Genomic DNA, 15199 nt, shown 5'->3' with positions numbered 1-15199 from the left:
TCACCGTGTATCGGATTTGTCAAGATATTTTCTGTGTATTTTGATGATTATCGATAATATTTATTTAATAGTTCAACAAAGCACACGACATCTGACTATTAGCCGCATCTTCAGCCTGTACAACTACCGTGATAGATCCGGAATTCTCTTCCAACAACGATATCTGCAGATATCTGTATGCTCCGCGCACAGGTCACCACCATCAAAAAAAGACAAGAGGAAAGCAGAAGCTTTTTCCTCTTGTCGGTAATTTATACTATTGAATTAATTATTTATGCAAAGAATTTAGACCAGTAGCCCTGTACGAAGATATAAAGCACAACGACCGGAATGATATAGGATACATAAACCCTGGCCCATACCGGGAATTTGATGCCCTTTCCTTCATTGGCCTCTCCAAGGAAATTCTTAAAGCCCCAGCCATAACGGCTTGTACAAAACAGCAGGTAAACGAGGCTTCCCAGGGGAAGCAGATTGTTGCTGACTATAAAGTCTTCCAGGTCAAGGATCGTAGAGCCCGGTCCGAAAGGTGTCACATTACTCCAGACATTGAATCCCAGAACACAGGGAAGGGATAAAAGGGTTACGGCTATCATATTTACAACAACCGCCTTTTTCACGCTGCAGCCCGTGAGATCCGTTGCAAAGGAAACGATATTCTGGAATACGGCAATCACCGTAGACGCCGCCGCAAACGACATAAACAGGAAGAACAGGGTTCCCCAGAATCTTCCGCCTGGCATATTATTAAACACATTGGGAAGCGTGATAAATATCAGGCTCGGTCCCTGTCCCGGTTCAATATTATAAGCGAAGCAGGCCGGAAAAATGATCAGGCCAGCCATAAAAGCCACAAAGGTGTCAAGAATTGTAACATTGATGGCTTCGCCCGTCAGTCTTCTCTCTTTGCCGATATAACTGCCGAAGATTGCAAGGGCTCCGATCCCGATGCTCAGCGTAAAGAAGGACTGCCCCAGGGCGGCAAACACCACCTCTCCGATTCCAGTCTCTTTTATCTTGTTAAAATCAGGTTTTAAATAGAATTCAAGGCCCGGACGGCTTCCCTCCATCCGTACGGAGTTAATTGCCAGCACAACCATTAACACCAGAAGGCTGACCATCATCAGCTTTGTTATTTTCTCAACGCCGCCCTGAAGTCCCATCGCACAGACGGAAAAGCAGAATACGACACAGAGAACCATGAAACCGATCATCAATGAAGGATTGGACAGCATCGCATTAAACTCTCCCGCCACTCCGTCCGCATCCAGGCCGGCAAAATCACCTGCCGCCATTTTGACAAAGTACAGGAACAGCCATCCTGCTACCGTTGTATAAAACATCATCAGAATGTAGTTGCCTGCCATTGCAAACCACTTCTCAAAATGCCATTTGCTTCCCTTCGGCTCCAATACGTCGAATGAAAGCGCCGCGCTCTTCTGGCTGGCTCTTCCCACCGCAAATTCCATAACGATAATCGGAAGTCCCAAAAGCACAAGGAAGACTGCATAAATCAGAACAAAGGCTGCTCCGCCGTACTGTCCAACTATGTACGGGAACCGCCAGACATTTCCAAGACCGATGGCACAGCCTGCGGAAATCAGAATAAAACCAAGACGTGATGAAAATTTCTCTCTGCCCATTACCATTCTCCTTTATAAATATACATATCCCTAGCGTGTCTGAAAATCGCTTTCCGTCAAATATGCCGCGAAGCGAGGCGTGCAGATGACGAATTTTAAGACATACTCTAGCTAGTTTACTATATATTTCAATAAAAGACAAGGTTTTACTTCCGCAGAAATAATACCCAACCCAACCCCGTCCGCTGTACCGGCGGCGTCCTCATCTGCTTAACTGGTCCCCGGTGTTTTACAGGATATCCTTCCGGTACTCCTCGAGTTCCCTGATATACATCTCACCAATATAACTGATCGGTATTTTTTTCTTTTTAATATATCCTATATGCATCACATCCTCTGTCCTTAATGGTACGGCCGTATATTCATTACCGTTCAGTTCCCGGCAGATAATACCGGAGCAGAGTGTATAGCCGTTCAGCCCAACCATCAGATTCAGGAGCGTGGCCCGATCATCCGCCTTGATGATCCGCTTATATTCCCGGGTGCTGAATACTTCCTCGGCAAAATAGAATGAATTCTGTTCCCCCTGTTCAAAGGAGAGGCAGGGATATTCCTCCAGTTCCTCGAAATATATTTCCGTCCTGCCGGCAAGGGGATGGTTTTTCCACAGATAGACAAAAATGCCGCAGGTAAACATCTCATGGAACTCCAGTTCATTGTCTTTCAGCACTTTTTCCAGGGCTTTTCTGTTAAAATCGTTTAGGTAAATAATCCCCAGCTCACTTTTCTGGCGTTTCACATTGTCCACTACTTCAAACGTTTTCGTCTCGTGGACGGCAAATTCGTACTCGTCCATGCCGAATTTCCCGGCAAGCCGGATAAACGCCTCCACTGCAAAGGTATAGTGCTGCATGGAGACGCTGAATTTCTTTTTAAAAGCTTTCCGCTCTATATACCGCGCTTCCATAAGACGGTACTGTTCCAGAATTTGTCTTGCATAGCTCAGGAACTCTTCCCCCTCAGCCGTAAGTTCAATCCCCCTGTTGGAACGGCGGAACAGGGTAAGGCCTATCTCCCCCTCCAGCTCCCTGACGGAATTGGAGAGGCTGGGCTGTGAGAGATACAGGGCATCGGCAGCGCGGCGCATGGATTTCTGCTCCGCAACTGCCACTATATATTTAAGCTGCTGTAATGTCATACCGGGTACGATCCTTTCTGCGGATTTTTTCTCTCCCAATTATATAATGCCCGGCGCCTGTTTTACAAGCGCTCTTTCAGACACGCTATGATTCAAGGTAGCTTTTCCCCGGATTCAGTATGCCCTTCCCGTCAAAGGATTGTTTAATCATTCTCATCAATTCCAGCACCTCCGGCGACGAGGCATGTTCAAAATACCGCTTTTTTGCCAGCCCGATCCCATGCTCCCCCGATATAAGTCCTCCCAGTTCTTCTGCTTTGCTGTAGATGCGCGCCAGGACGGCAGAAAGCTCTGTTTCCCATCTTTCCTGTGGGATATCCCCCCTGACTACACAGAGATGGACGTTCCCGTCCCCGGCATGACCGAAGCTTACCATCCCGATTCCCGTCTCCTTCTGCAGTCCAGAGCAGAAGGTTACAAATTCTTCAATCCGGTCGATCGGCACGACTACATCCACCGGCTCCTGGATGCTGACTGCCTCCACGGCCTTTACCAGAGCCCCGCGGATTTTCCAGACACGCTTTGCAAGCTCCGCTTCATCCAGAACCAGAAAACCGGACGCGCCAGACCGGCGCAGTACTGTTTCAGCCTTTTTAAGGTCCTCTTCCACCCCCGTCCGGCTCCCGTCAAAGGTCAGAATCAGGTAACAGGCTGCGTCACAGGGCGGAAACTTCTCCCCGATAAACTCCTCTCCGAGCCTTACCACATCCTTTTCCACAAACTCAACCGCCGTAGGCGCCGTCCCGGAGGCTGACAGGGTATGCACACTTGCGATCCCCTCTCTCAGCGTCCGAAAGGGAACCAGGGCTGAAACGGAATACTCCGGCTTTGGAAGCAGCCGCAGTATACATTTTGTAATAACCGCCAGCGTCCCCTCGGAACCGATTAACAGATTTGTGAGGTTCAGTCCCGAGCTGTCCTTTCTGTTTCTGCTGCCCACCGTAATCACAGTGCCGTCCGCCTTCACAAGTTCCAGCCCCATCACGTAATCTCTGGTCACTCCGTATTTTACCGCCCGCATTCCTCCGGCATTAGTACTGATATTTCCTCCTATTGTGGACTGCTTCTCTCCCGGATCCGGGGGATAAAAATATCCTTTTTCCTCCACATAACTCTGAAAATCGGCCAGCAAAACCCCTGGCTCCACGGTCGCGGTAAATGTATCCGGATCAAACTCCAGAATGCGGTTCATTCTGGACAGGTCAAGGACAATGCCGCCGTCCGGCACCGTGGCTCCGGTCAGGTTTGTTCCTGCTCCCCGCGGTGTGACCGGCAGTTCATTCTCCCATGCAGAACGCATAATAAAACTAACCTCCGCGGCCGACTCCGGAAATACGACGAGAGCTGCTGCGCCCTTCCTTCTGCCCATGGCGTCGCTCAAATATTTCCCATCTATTTTATCTGATAAAATCTGATCGCTTCTCAGCTTCTTTTTCAAATACGCCCTGATTGTATCCGTCCGGACCTCCGTACGTATGTCCGGGGCGGCCTCCCTATCTCTGCCTGTTCCAATGCTGAGTTTATCATTCATTCTCATATCTATCTCCCTCTCTCTGTCCGTCGCTGCGGCCAAAGGCCGGTTCAGTCCTTAACGCCGGTCAAGCGCTGCAGCCAGCCGGTCGCCGAAAGCCTGCCCGAGCTGGACGGCTGCAATCAGTACCAGAACCGTAAGCACCATTACCCCTGTTTCAAAACGGTAGTAACCATACTGGATTGCCAGATTGCCGATGCCTCCGCCTCCGACCAGACCTGCCATTGCAGAGTAACTAATCAGGCTGACAAATGTCACGGTAACAGCCCTGACCAGGCCAGGCGCCGCTTCCGTCAGTAGCACGCGGCGGACAATCAGCCAAAATCCGGCGCCGGAGCCTGCCGCGGCTTCCAGGACCCCCTGATCCACCTCCCTCAATGCACCTTCCACCAGCCTTGCCTGAAAAGCAACTGCAGCTATCGAAAGAGGTACGGACGCTGCCAGCGGTCCGATTTTTGTTCCGACCAGCGCCTTCGCAAGGGGCAGACAGAATACCATCAGTATCACAAAGGGGATCGACCGGATTACATTGACGACGGCTCCCGATACGGCATTAACAAACCTGTTTCTGAAAAAAAGCGGACTGGAAGTCAGAAACAGGACAAACCCAAGCAGGAGTCCGAACACGGCCGAGACGGCCATGGAAATCGCCATCATCTGCAGAGTTTCAATCAGCGCTTTGGGAAACTCCCTGCCCAATATCTCAAATCCCGACTGTATCATAACCATACCTCCTGACCTCCAAAACGGCGGCGCGCTTTTCCACCTTGGCATACCGCCTCATATAGGCGGCCGCTTTTTCCTTCTCCTCCCTCTCTCCCTCCATCGATATAACTATCACGCCGTAAGGGCGGCGGCAGATATATTCGATTTTTCCGCCCAGAATACTGACGGATACCTGAAACTGTTTCGCCATATTGTTAAGAAGCGGTTCATAAGCCTCTTTCCCTGAATAGGAAACGGTAAAAATTTCCCGCTCCCCGGTCAGCAGCTCTTCCGGAACCGACAGTTCGAAGGATTTACTGACCAACTGCTTTGTAACCTCTTCTTTCGGAGCGGTAAAAAGCTCATAGGTGTCACCGGCCTCTATGATCCTGCCGTTCTCCATCACAGCCATGCGGTCAAAGAGCTGCCTGGCCACCTCCATCTGGTGCGTGATAAATAGAATCGTAAGAGGATACGTTTCCTTAATCCGCTTCAGGACCTCAATCACCTCAGCCGTATTTTCCGGGTCCAGGGCGCTGGTTGCCTCATCACAGAGCAAAATCTCCGGCCGGTTGGCCAGCGCTCTGGCAATGGCCACTCTCTGCTTCTGCCCACCCGAAAGCTCCGCCGGGTAGGCATGGAGCTTTTCGGACAATCCCACCAGGGCCAGCAGTTCCTTTGTCCTTTCCTCTGTCTTCCTGCCGGATACCCCGGCAGCCAGAAGCGCAAATTCTATATTCCGGCCCACATCGGCATTCATGATAAGATTAAAATGCTGAAATATCATCCCTATTTTCAGCCGTTCCTCTCTGAGGGCCCGGCCCTTTAATCCTGTAATCTCCCTGCCGTCAATCCTTATGCTTCCCGAATCCGTCCTCTGAAGCCGGTTGACGGTGCGCACAAGCGTGCTTTTTCCAGCGCCGGAAGGTCCGACTATCCCGAAGAATTCTCCTGTTTCCACAGTCAGGGTGACATCCGACACCGCATGAAATTTCTTTCCCCTGTTTTGAAATGTAACGGATACATGGTCAAATTCTATCATTTTTCCTCCCACCACTGCGGCCTGTCGAAACCGTCATAAAAGCTGTCCTCCGTGATTGCCCGGCTGAATGCGTCTGACTCCACCGCTTCCTTTAACAGGCTGCCGATACTGCCTTCACCCTCTTTTTCATCCGCCCGGACGGCAATCACATTTTTCATTTCTTCCTGCAAACGCTCCACAGCCAGCGCTTTCCGGTAATCCATTCCGGCTGCAATCGCATAATTGCCGGGAATCAGGCCGATTGCCACGCTGTCCAGGCTTCTGGAAATCTGAGCTGCATCCATTGTCACAAATTCCAGTTTTTTCGGGTTTTCAAGGATATCGGCTGTCCCCGCTTTCGTCTCGTCAATGTCATTGCTGATGGATATAACGCCGCAGTCTCTTAAAAACCGCAGCGCCCTGGCCAGATTCACCGCATCGGCCGGAAGCGCTACCCGGTCTCCTTCATTCAGTTCAGAAAGCTCGGAGCGGGTATCGGAAAAGATCCCCATTCCCAGTGTCGGCACATTGATTACGGAAACTATATCCACCTGGTTATCTTTTGCAAACTGATCCAGATACGCCTGGTGCTGCATCAGGTTTGCATCGATTTCCCCCTCCGCCAGAGCCATATCGGGCTGGACATAGTCGGTAAATTCCACTATTTCCGTCTTATATCCCTTCTCCTCCAGATAGGGAGCGACTGCTTTTGTGAACATATCTCCGTACGGGCCGGCGCAAACGCCTATTTTCAAAGTCGTCTGCCCATCCCTCTCCTCTGCCTTTTGTACTCCTGTTTCTCCTGCGCATCCGGCTGCCAGAAGCGCCATTGCCAATATAACCCCTGCTGCCGCCAGCCGGTTCTTTTTTAATACGCCCTTCTTAAATGTGTTTCTCTTAACCGTGTTATTCTTCCATGTGATCTTTTTCATCCTGTCCTCCTTACCGCTCCTGCAATAGAAGCCTGCTGGTTACTGTTCACAGAACAGCGTTTTTCAGCGGGTCCGCGAATAGTAACGCCTGCTGTTATTGTTGGAGCCTATTATACAAAAAGAGGCGGCTTCTGCATAATACGAATTAAAAAACGGGCGTGATAGTCAAAAACTATCACACCCGCCGTTACCGTATTGTAACTGCTGATACTTACTGCAGTATTTATATTTCCATACCTTTACATCGGTCCGAAATGAATCGCCTGGGCAATAATCAGCATTACCGTACCGGTTCCCATCCAGATAAAGAACAGCTTCCACATGAATTTCATCCATCTGTCGTAAGGAATATTCGCAGCACTGATAATTCCCATCAGGGCTGTGGAGGTCGGAAGCACATAGTTGCAGAATCCGTCTCCGAAGTTGAAAGCAAGCACTGCAGTCTGTCTTGTAATTCCCAGCAGATCCGCAAGCGGTGTCATAATCGGCATAACGGCTGCCGCCTGTCCGCTACCTGATGTAAGGAATACGTTGATAACCGTATTGGCAATCAGCATTGCCGGGGCCTGGAGAACCGCCGGAACCATGTTCAGTCCGCCGGCCAGCGCATGAACAACCGTATCAATAATATTGCCTGATTTCATGATGCTGGAAATTGCGCTTGCCATACCGATGATAAAGGCTGCGCCCAGCATCTTTTTACATCCGGTCAGGAAATCCTTGGAAATTTTGGACGGGCCGAAGCCTGCAATAGCACCTTCCACCACGGCCAGGCCTAAGAAGATAGCGGCCGTCTCTTCCATGTCCCAGTCCATCTTGATACCGCCGTACACAATGGCGACAAGGGATGCAAAGAAGGCGAACATAATCAATACTTTTCTGAAATCCATGGTGCCGAAGGTTTCAAGGTCGGCATTTTCTTTAAATTCACTGGTCTGATCCAGATCATACATCGGGCTGTATTCCGGATTTTTATGTACCTTCATCGCATAACGGATCAGGTAGATATTGGTCACTACATAGAATACCGCAAAACAGACGAAACGGTATGCGACACCGGAATAAAGCGGAAGCTCCGCAATCTTCTGGGCTACAATCGTCGTGTTGATATTTAACGGGCCTGTGGAAAAACCTACGGCTCCGCCCAGAAGGATGATGGCCGCACCGGTAATGGAATCAAGCCCCATGGCCATTGCCAGCATTACCATAATCGGCGCAAAGGCTATGAACAGGTTCACACCCTGTGTCGTACAGATAAGGGCAAATACAAGAGTCAGGATCGGTATGAAAATATATAACTTCCCGGAAAATCTCTTCGCAAGCTTTGCAACTATTGCGTGAAGAGCGCCTGTCTCTGTTACCATATGGAACGCTCCGCCGGCAAAAAGGATAACCAGCATCAGATCAATCTTTCCGATAAACGCTTTGACGATAAAAAGCGGAATCAGGAACGGATTCACCGGTGTCCTGTCTACATAGCTAAACTGCGTCGGATCAATTACCTTAATCCCTTCCGCATTTTCAAATCTCACATACTCTCCCGCCGGGATAATCCATGTCAGGACTACTGCCGCAAGAATAATGATACCGATAATAACAAAGGTATGCGGCATTTTAAATGGTTTTTTTGTTTTTTCACTCACGTTTGTATCCCCCTATTTCATCTTCATCTCATCAGCCATCCTGTCGGCAAATTCCTGTTTCACTGCCTTCAGCAGTTCCGGCTGCATCACAAGATCCAGGGCCGCTCCGGCCAGAATCTTCGCACCGTAAGAAATCGCGTCATGTGCTTCTTTGCTCTTCCCGGCATCCACGTAATCCTGTGAATGGGAGGCTGCATCTTCTTTTACAAAGGCAACCCTGATACAGGAACCCGGTACGCGGTGCATGATATTGCCAAAGTCAGTGGAGCCTGTCTTCTCTCTGGCGGGGCGGATTCTGGGCGCCTCCACCTGAGAGGCATTATCCATCAGAATATCATTCAGCGCCAGGCACGGAATTTTGCTGTCAATTCCCTTTTCCTCAATTATCTCCACTTCCGTCTCCGTCATCATCGCAGCGCCTTTTAGTACCTTCTGGAACCGTTCAATCACCGTATCGAGATAATTGCGGCTGTAGGAACGGACATAGAAGCTGGCCTCAGCGACAGCCGGAACAATATTTGCCGGTGTGCCGCCACAGTTCACAATGGTATAGTGCATCTTTACATCGTCCGCAACATGTTCCCGTAAAAATTCCACTCCCTGACAGGCCATAATCAGTCCGTCCAGGGCGCTTCTTCCCTTCTCCGGTTTTACCGCCGCATGGGCGCTTACGCCGTGGAAGACAACCTTGAACCTGGAAAGGGCCAGGCTCTTCACATCCACCTGGGTTGCACCGCTGCCGTGCATCATCAGAGCCACATCCAGCTCTTCAAATGTACATCCGTTTTTCAGCATCATGATTTTGCCGCTGACACTCTCTTCCGCCGGAGTGCCGTATACCGTCACTGTATAATTCCCGTCTGCCTCCGAATTTTTGAGCGCCGCTGCCGCTGCCAGAATGGACGGCCCCTGAAGCTGGTGCCCGCAGGCATGGCCGATTTCAGGAAGCGCGTCATATTCGCAGAGCAGGCCGATGTTTGGGCCGCCGTTCCCATGATGATAGATTGCCCGGAATGCCGTTTCCACCCCCGCTACACCGCGCTCCACTGCAAAACCTTCCTGTTCCAGCCAGTCTGTCAGCAGTGCGAACGCATGGTACTCATTCAGCCCCAGCTCAGGATGGTCGAAAATATCATCAGACATAGCTGCCATCTGTGGGGCAACCGCATCTATGTACCGGAACATTTTCTCTTTTTCCTTCAGCATAAAAATACCTCCTTCAATCTGATACATTCAGTATATCGGACTTTGGAGGTATTTGTATAATTTATAGTTTTTATTATTTATATTAGGAAAATATATATTCCTTTCCCTGCTCACTGATAAGCTCTATAAAACGCTGCATGTACTCCGGCACAAACATCCCCTGCCGGTAACCGGCCACAAACGCCGTTTTCCTTGGAGATTCACCCATTGTATAGTAATTCACTTTTTTCCGGTACTTCATATTTCCCGCATAGCTTTCCCTGTTAAAGCTGATTCCCAGCCCTTCCGCCGTCATCTGAATGGCCGTCTCAATATTCCGGATCACCTGGATTTTCCCGGGATGTACGCCTGCATCCTTCAGGGCCGCATCGACATCGGCGCGGATGCTCTGGTTGGGATTCTGAAGAATCAGGTTTTCTCCCTCCAGCCAGTTGAGATCCAGGTTTCTGTAGCGGGAACCCTCCACATATACGGCCTTCTCATTGAGCGGATGGATCTGGGGAACGGCAATTAATAGCTCCTCCTCAAACAGAACCTGGTACTCCATATCTTTTCTGACAGAAGCCGAATTCATCAGCACCAGGTCCAGTTCATACCGCTCCAGCATCTGGCTGATCTCCCACATATTGCCCTCCCGGATTACCACCTCAATGCCGGGATATTCGGAGGCAAATTTAAAGAGAACCGGGGGAAGGAGCCATGTTTCACGGCGCAGCTGCACTCCGACCCGTATTTTCCCCCTCTTGTTATCCCGTATCTCAGCCATGGCCTCGTCGAATTCCTTTTTAAGCTCCAGCATCTTTCTGGCTTTTTCCACGTAAAGCTCCCCGGCCGGCGTCAGGACAAACCGTTTGCCCGCCCTCTCAAAAAGCTTCGTGCCAAGCGACTTTTCCAGATTATTGATATAGATACTGAGGGCCGGCTGTGAAATATACAGCCTGTCCGCTGCCTTCGTGATATTGCCGCATTCGGCCAGTACGCATACATAAGTTTGTTCTTTCAGATTCATGCCGCATCTTCCTTTCCCGTTCCGCTTAAATCCCATTATAGCACAGAAGATGTTTTTATAAAACTTATATATTTTTTATTATTATTTTATTTTTTATATAGATATGCCATTCTCAATTACTGCTCCCGCCAGGTTTATATCGGTGACCAGCACATTGATTAACCCGGCACGTACCGCCCCCAGGACGGCCGGCGCTTTATGCCTGCCCAGAGCCGCGCCGATCGAAAATTCCGTTCTGCGGACGGCCGCAAGAGAGGCTCCTGTTACTTTCCGGTTCAGAGGAAAGCAATCCGTATTGCCGTCAGCATCAAATAAATATCCGCAGCAGCTGCCCGCTGCCTCCCGTTCCCTATCCTCAGGCTCTTGGTATTCCTTCCATATCTTACTGTTCTTCAGCAGGCTGGAGGTCGCACTGACTCCGCTCAGCAGAATCTTCATCTGTTCCGTCCGCTTCACTGCCTCCCTTATGACCGGCTGTCTCATAAATACTTCGCGGTCTTCCTCGCCGGCAGCGTAGACCGGCATATGAAAAAGGCTGACATCCGCTTGATACAGGCCGGCCACCTTCCAGGCGAGTCTCTGGGTATCAAGCTCCGGATTCATCAAACCGGCGCTTCCCGTCAGCGAGACGATATGAACCGGCAGCATTCTGTCTGCTTCCATTCTGCCGGCTATCGTGGCTATCGTTTTCCCCCAGGCTATTCCCAGCGTCACGCCCGGCTCCAGCAATGATTTTACCAGCCCGGCTCCCGCTTTTCCCAGTCCGGCCAGAGTCTCTTCATGGGTAAGACGGCTGTTATCTATCACCACTGCGTGCTTCATTCCCAGACGTTCCCTCAGCTCCTTCTCCAGTCCGCCGTCCCGCTTCACAGGCGTATGGATTTTGATTTCCACAATTCCCCGGCGGGCTGCCTCCTGAATATACTGCGCCACCTTAAACCGGCTGATTCCAAATCGTTCTCCTATCTCCGTCTGATTTCTTCCTTCCATATAATAAAGCCTAGCCATCTCAGCCATCTGCTCGCTCTGAAATTCCGTATTCATTCTATTCGCTCCTATCCGGTCTTTGCAGCCGTTTTCCGGCAGAAACGGCTGTACCCTAATCCTGTTATTGTTCACACCCCGCCAAAAAACAGCGTGCTGCGAACAATAACACGCTTCGCGATGCACAACCGTGTGAACAGTAATCTAATCCATTTTAACAAATGTGAAATATTTTCACATTTGTTGACTTTGTCTTACCGCCATGTTACCATATTCTTAAAAGAATGGCAAGCACACAAAAAACGCATCCGAAAAGGAAGGTAAAATTTATGGTTAAAGAGCTTCTAACCCCCGGAAAGATAGGGGAAACCACATTAAAAAACCGGGTTATATTTCCCTCGATGTGCAATTACTACTGCGATGACAAGGGGTTCGTAACAGAACAGTTAAGAGAGTATGTCAGAGCCAGGGCCAGGGGAGGCGCGGCTATGATTATTATGCCGGGGAGCCCCCATGGAACGCCGGGCCCGGCCCGGCCCGCGCTGTCCTCCCCCCTATACCTGGACGGCTGGAAAAGCCTGGCAGGTATCTGCCATTCGTACGGATGCAGGCTTTTTGTACAGATACATCCTGCTAATGCCCAGGCAGAACGGGATCCCGCACTGCTGCTGCCGGATAACATGGAAAAGGACTATATTCTCAAATTGACGGAGAGCTACACGCGCTGCGCCCTTGCCGCAAAAGAGGCAGGGCTTGACGGAGTGGAACTGCACGGCGCTCATGCCCATGAAATCGCTCAATTCCTTTCTCCCTATTATAATCACCGGACGGATGAATACGGGGTAGATTATCTGGGACGCAGCAAGCTCTACCGTGATATTGTCTCGTCCATAAAACAAGCCTGCGGCAGGGAATTTCCGGTAATCTGCCGCATCAGCTCCAGTGAACGGATTCCAGGCGGGCAGGGACGCGGCATTGAGGAAACAGTAAAGATCGCTCCCCTTCTGGAAGCCGCCGGAGCCGATGCCATCCATGTTTCCATCGGAATGCCGCTCTCAGAGCAATATATCTCCGCCCCGATGGATGTACCGGATGCCTTTAACCGCGGGGAAATTGCATGTGTCAAGCGCGCCGTCCGGATCCCGGTCATCGCAGTTGGCCGTATCAATTCACCGGAGCTGGCCGAAGAACTCCTGAGGGATGGGACGGCCGATTTTACCGCAGTCGGACGGGGACTGCTGGCTGATCCCGATTTTGTTAATAAGATAACTGCCAAAGAACCCATCTGCCGGTGTCTCGGCTGCAACCAGGGCTGCCGCAAATCCATCACCAAGAAGGCCATCTTCTGTGTACAGAACCCATTTACGGGCAGGGAAGCGTCTCTCCATCCCACATACGAGGAAGGGCTTGAAAACAGGCGGATTCTGATAATCGGAGCCGGCCCTGCCGGGCTTGAAGCCGCCAGGATTTTCGCCATGCGCGGCGCCCGTCCGGTTATCTGGGAAAAGGAACACATTCCGGGCGGCCTGATCAACCTCGCCAAGCAGCCTCCTCATAAAGATGCGATGGAACGAATCATTTCCTTCCGCCTGGAAATGCTGCAAAAGGCAGGTATTCCTATTCTTCTGAATCAGGAGGCAGCCCCGGAAAATATATCGGAGTTTCATCCAGATCTCATTATTCTGGCCTGCGGCAGTTCTCCTTCCGTTCCGCAGATTCCCGGACTCTGCCTTCCGGACGGACAGCCAAAAGAGAACATTTATCCTGCGGACCGTCTCTTCCGGGACCCGGCGCTCCGGGTGAAACTCCAAACAGACGGACTTCCCGTTGCCGTTCTCGGCGGAGGCCTGATCGGTACGGAAGCAGCCGAGACTCTCTCTTTGCTTGGCCTTCCTGTCACCGTTTTTGAGCTTGGCTCTGAAATTGCAAAGGATTTGAATAAAAACCGGCGCTATTTTGTCATGGAACGTCTAAGGATGGGACGGGTCAGCCTGTTAACCGGTGTACGGGTTACAAATGTCTGCCTGCCCTGCGTCACCTGCCGGAAAGGCGGGAAGGAGCTGGACTTCGACGGTTTTGGTACGATACTTTATGCACTGGGAAGACAAAATTTAAGCTCCCGCCGTTTAGAGGAAAACGTAAAAAAAGCCGTCCCGGATGTCCCAATACTCTCCATAGGAGATGCGAGACAGCCGGGAATGGCTATGGACGCGATTGCAGACGCCGCCTTGACGGCCGCAAACTTTCATTTTTAATATAAATTTAATTTCACAGAAAGTGCAGGAAACGGCATTTTTTACCGTTTCTGTGCATCGCGGAGCGTGTTACTGTTCGCGGAGCTGCGCTTTTTCAGCAGGGCCGTGAATAGTAACGCTTTCTGTCAGCTTATCGCTTCGGAACCAATATTATAACTCCACTCTCCATCTGAATACACTGCCGTTATATCAGACAGGTAATAGGCTCCCGTACCACTTCTGTACTTTTTGGCATTACACTTAACCGTATCGCCCTCAGAAGAAATCTCCTCGATTGTAACCAGGAGCCCGTTTTCAATTCCTTTCTCCCGATCCAGAATCCCGGCTTCTGCCAGTTCCTCTGCCGTCGCCTGTGAGCCGAAAACACCGAAACTGCTTCCGCCCATATAGGCAAGCCCCTCTTTCTCTGCCGCCGTCAGGGAAGAAACACCGGTAAAATCAAAATAGCATTCCCCGATCCCGTCGTTTAAACCGGAATCCTTCTTGGCCAGCTCTTTGATAATCTGCTGGTAAAGGAGCAGTTCCCTGCTGCCGGTCCGGCCCGTCAGCCTCAATCTGTCATAAGAAAACTGCCCCGGATAGCTCTCCTGTATCATCCCGTTCCATGTAAGCTCCACGATCATGCCCGGTTCCAAATCCGACACCTGAATCGCATTCCCGTCTTCATCCTCCAGCACCGGGCCATGGCCTGCGGTATAAAGTCCGTATGCCATATCGACGGCGCTTACCAGAAGGTATTTCTCCTTCACCTCGAGAATTTCAAACTGCCTGCCGTTCTGGGAATATGACGGTCCGTCCGCATCCCCGTTCTCCGTCGCAGTCTCTCCATCCCCGCTTACCGTCTGCGTTTCATTCTGTACTCCGGCCGCCGTACCGGCCGTTTCATTCACCGTACCTCCTGCCGCCCCGCTGCTCCCGCAGCCATACAGAAATACCATACAGCCTATCAGGACGCAGCCCAGGCTTTTTCTCACTGACGAACTTATCATAATTATCCTCCTCACATCGTTATCTAAGTACCCACATTATACCAGAGGCCGCGCGGGGATGTATTACCTTTCATTTAATGTTTTATTACAACCTTTTGACCCTGGTATCATGTCATGATGTTGGGGTCAAAAGGTCTTTTGCC

At 50.7% G+C, this 15199-nt stretch carries 12 protein-coding genes; 1 reads left to right on the top strand and 11 read right to left on the bottom strand.

Translation table 11 applies throughout. The annotated features are described in order from the left end of the window. Positions 1–272: 272 nt before the first annotated feature. From CLOSYM_RS12190 to CLOSYM_RS12145, 10 genes are all read right to left on the bottom strand, one after another. Positions 273–1643 (bottom strand): sodium-dependent transporter, encoded by a 1371-nt coding sequence (locus CLOSYM_RS12190; RefSeq protein WP_003507370.1) that lies wholly within the window; start codon positions 1641–1643, stop codon positions 273–275. A gap of 229 nt (positions 1644–1872) precedes the next feature. Continuing rightward, entirely contained in the window at positions 1873–2781 is a 909-nt protein-coding gene (locus tag CLOSYM_RS12185; protein ID WP_003503567.1) for a LysR family transcriptional regulator, read from the bottom strand. An 85-nt stretch (positions 2782–2866) separates the two neighbouring features. Further along, positions 2867–4318: an FAD-binding oxidoreductase gene (locus CLOSYM_RS12180; RefSeq protein ID WP_044902398.1), complete on the bottom strand. Its 1452-nt coding sequence runs from the start codon at positions 4316–4318 to the stop codon at positions 2867–2869. A 51-nt stretch (positions 4319–4369) separates the two neighbouring features. Beyond that, positions 4370–5035 carry a methionine ABC transporter permease gene (locus CLOSYM_RS12175; protein ID WP_003503563.1) on the bottom strand — a complete coding sequence of 222 codons (666 nt, stop codon included), beginning with the start codon at positions 5033–5035 and terminating at the stop codon, positions 4370–4372. Then, entirely contained in the window at positions 5016–6059 is a 1044-nt protein-coding gene (locus CLOSYM_RS12170) for a methionine ABC transporter ATP-binding protein (RefSeq protein ID WP_021642332.1), read from the bottom strand. The genes CLOSYM_RS12175 and CLOSYM_RS12170 overlap by 20 nt, the downstream gene beginning before the upstream one ends. After that, positions 6056–6970, bottom strand: coding sequence for a MetQ/NlpA family ABC transporter substrate-binding protein (locus tag CLOSYM_RS12165; RefSeq protein WP_003503561.1), 915 nt, complete (start codon positions 6968–6970; stop codon positions 6056–6058). The genes CLOSYM_RS12170 and CLOSYM_RS12165 overlap by 4 nt, the downstream gene beginning before the upstream one ends. 239 nt (positions 6971–7209) lie before the next feature. After that, the gene (locus tag CLOSYM_RS12160) at positions 7210–8613 is read right to left on the bottom strand and encodes a YfcC family protein (RefSeq protein WP_003503560.1); all 1404 of its coding nucleotides are present in this window, start codon (positions 8611–8613) and stop codon (positions 7210–7212) included. 12 nt (positions 8614–8625) lie between these two features. After that, a complete protein-coding gene (locus CLOSYM_RS12155) occupies positions 8626–9819 on the bottom strand; it encodes a M20 family metallopeptidase (RefSeq protein WP_044902397.1) in 1194 nt (397 codons plus the stop codon). Positions 9820–9901: 82 nt separating this feature from the next. Beyond that, the gene (locus tag CLOSYM_RS12150) at positions 9902–10828 is read right to left on the bottom strand and encodes a LysR family transcriptional regulator (protein WP_003503556.1); all 927 of its coding nucleotides are present in this window, start codon (positions 10826–10828) and stop codon (positions 9902–9904) included. Between the two features lie 93 nt (positions 10829–10921). Then, complete coding sequence (locus tag CLOSYM_RS12145; protein ID WP_044902396.1) at positions 10922–11872, bottom strand: sugar-binding transcriptional regulator; 951 nt, start codon at positions 11870–11872, stop codon at positions 10922–10924. Positions 11873–12141: 269 nt separating this feature from the next. On the opposite strand from CLOSYM_RS12145, the gene CLOSYM_RS12140 reads away from it, so the two are divergent. Continuing rightward, positions 12142–14067: an oxidoreductase gene (locus tag CLOSYM_RS12140; RefSeq protein WP_044902395.1), complete on the top strand. Its 1926-nt coding sequence runs from the start codon at positions 12142–12144 to the stop codon at positions 14065–14067. Positions 14068–14192: 125 nt separating this feature from the next. Here CLOSYM_RS12140 and CLOSYM_RS12135 read toward each other — a convergent pair whose 3' ends face one another. Continuing rightward, the gene (locus CLOSYM_RS12135) at positions 14193–15056 is read right to left on the bottom strand and encodes a hypothetical protein (protein ID WP_044902394.1); all 864 of its coding nucleotides are present in this window, start codon (positions 15054–15056) and stop codon (positions 14193–14195) included. Positions 15057–15199 lie beyond the last annotated feature (143 nt).

It is taken from the genome of [Clostridium] symbiosum ATCC 14940, assembly GCF_000466485.1.
In the GTDB taxonomy this organism is placed as follows: Bacteria; Bacillota; Clostridia; order Lachnospirales; family Lachnospiraceae; genus Otoolea; species Otoolea symbiosa.
The sequence above is the reverse complement of the archived record's forward strand: the minus strand, read 5'-3'. Positions and strand labels throughout refer to the sequence as shown.

Bases quoted from the DNA above. Each gene is read 5' to 3' on its own strand.
- CLOSYM_RS12190 (WP_003507370.1), bottom strand. From the start codon at position 1,643: ATGGGCAGAGAGAAATTTTCATCACGTCTTGGTTTTATTCTGATTTCC.
- CLOSYM_RS12185 (WP_003503567.1), bottom strand. From the start codon at position 2,781: ATGACATTACAGCAGCTTAAATATATAGTGGCAGTTGCGGAGCAGAAA.
- CLOSYM_RS12180 (WP_044902398.1), bottom strand. From the start codon at position 4,318: ATGAGAATGAATGATAAACTCAGCATTGGAACAGGCAGAGATAGGGAG.
- CLOSYM_RS12175 (WP_003503563.1), bottom strand. From the start codon at position 5,035: ATGATACAGTCGGGATTTGAGATATTGGGCAGGGAGTTTCCCAAAGCG.
- CLOSYM_RS12170 (WP_021642332.1), bottom strand. From the start codon at position 6,059: ATGATAGAATTTGACCATGTATCCGTTACATTTCAAAACAGGGGAAAG.
- CLOSYM_RS12165 (WP_003503561.1), bottom strand. From the start codon at position 6,970: ATGAAAAAGATCACATGGAAGAATAACACGGTTAAGAGAAACACATTT.
- CLOSYM_RS12155 (WP_044902397.1), bottom strand. From the start codon at position 9,819: ATGCTGAAGGAAAAAGAGAAAATGTTCCGGTACATAGATGCGGTTGCC.
- CLOSYM_RS12150 (WP_003503556.1), bottom strand. From the start codon at position 10,828: ATGAATCTGAAAGAACAAACTTATGTATGCGTACTGGCCGAATGCGGC.
- CLOSYM_RS12145 (WP_044902396.1), bottom strand. From the start codon at position 11,872: ATGAATACGGAATTTCAGAGCGAGCAGATGGCTGAGATGGCTAGGCTT.
- CLOSYM_RS12140 (WP_044902395.1), top strand. From the start codon at position 12,142: ATGGTTAAAGAGCTTCTAACCCCCGGAAAGATAGGGGAAACCACATTA.
- CLOSYM_RS12135 (WP_044902394.1), bottom strand. From the start codon at position 15,056: ATGATAAGTTCGTCAGTGAGAAAAAGCCTGGGCTGCGTCCTGATAGGC.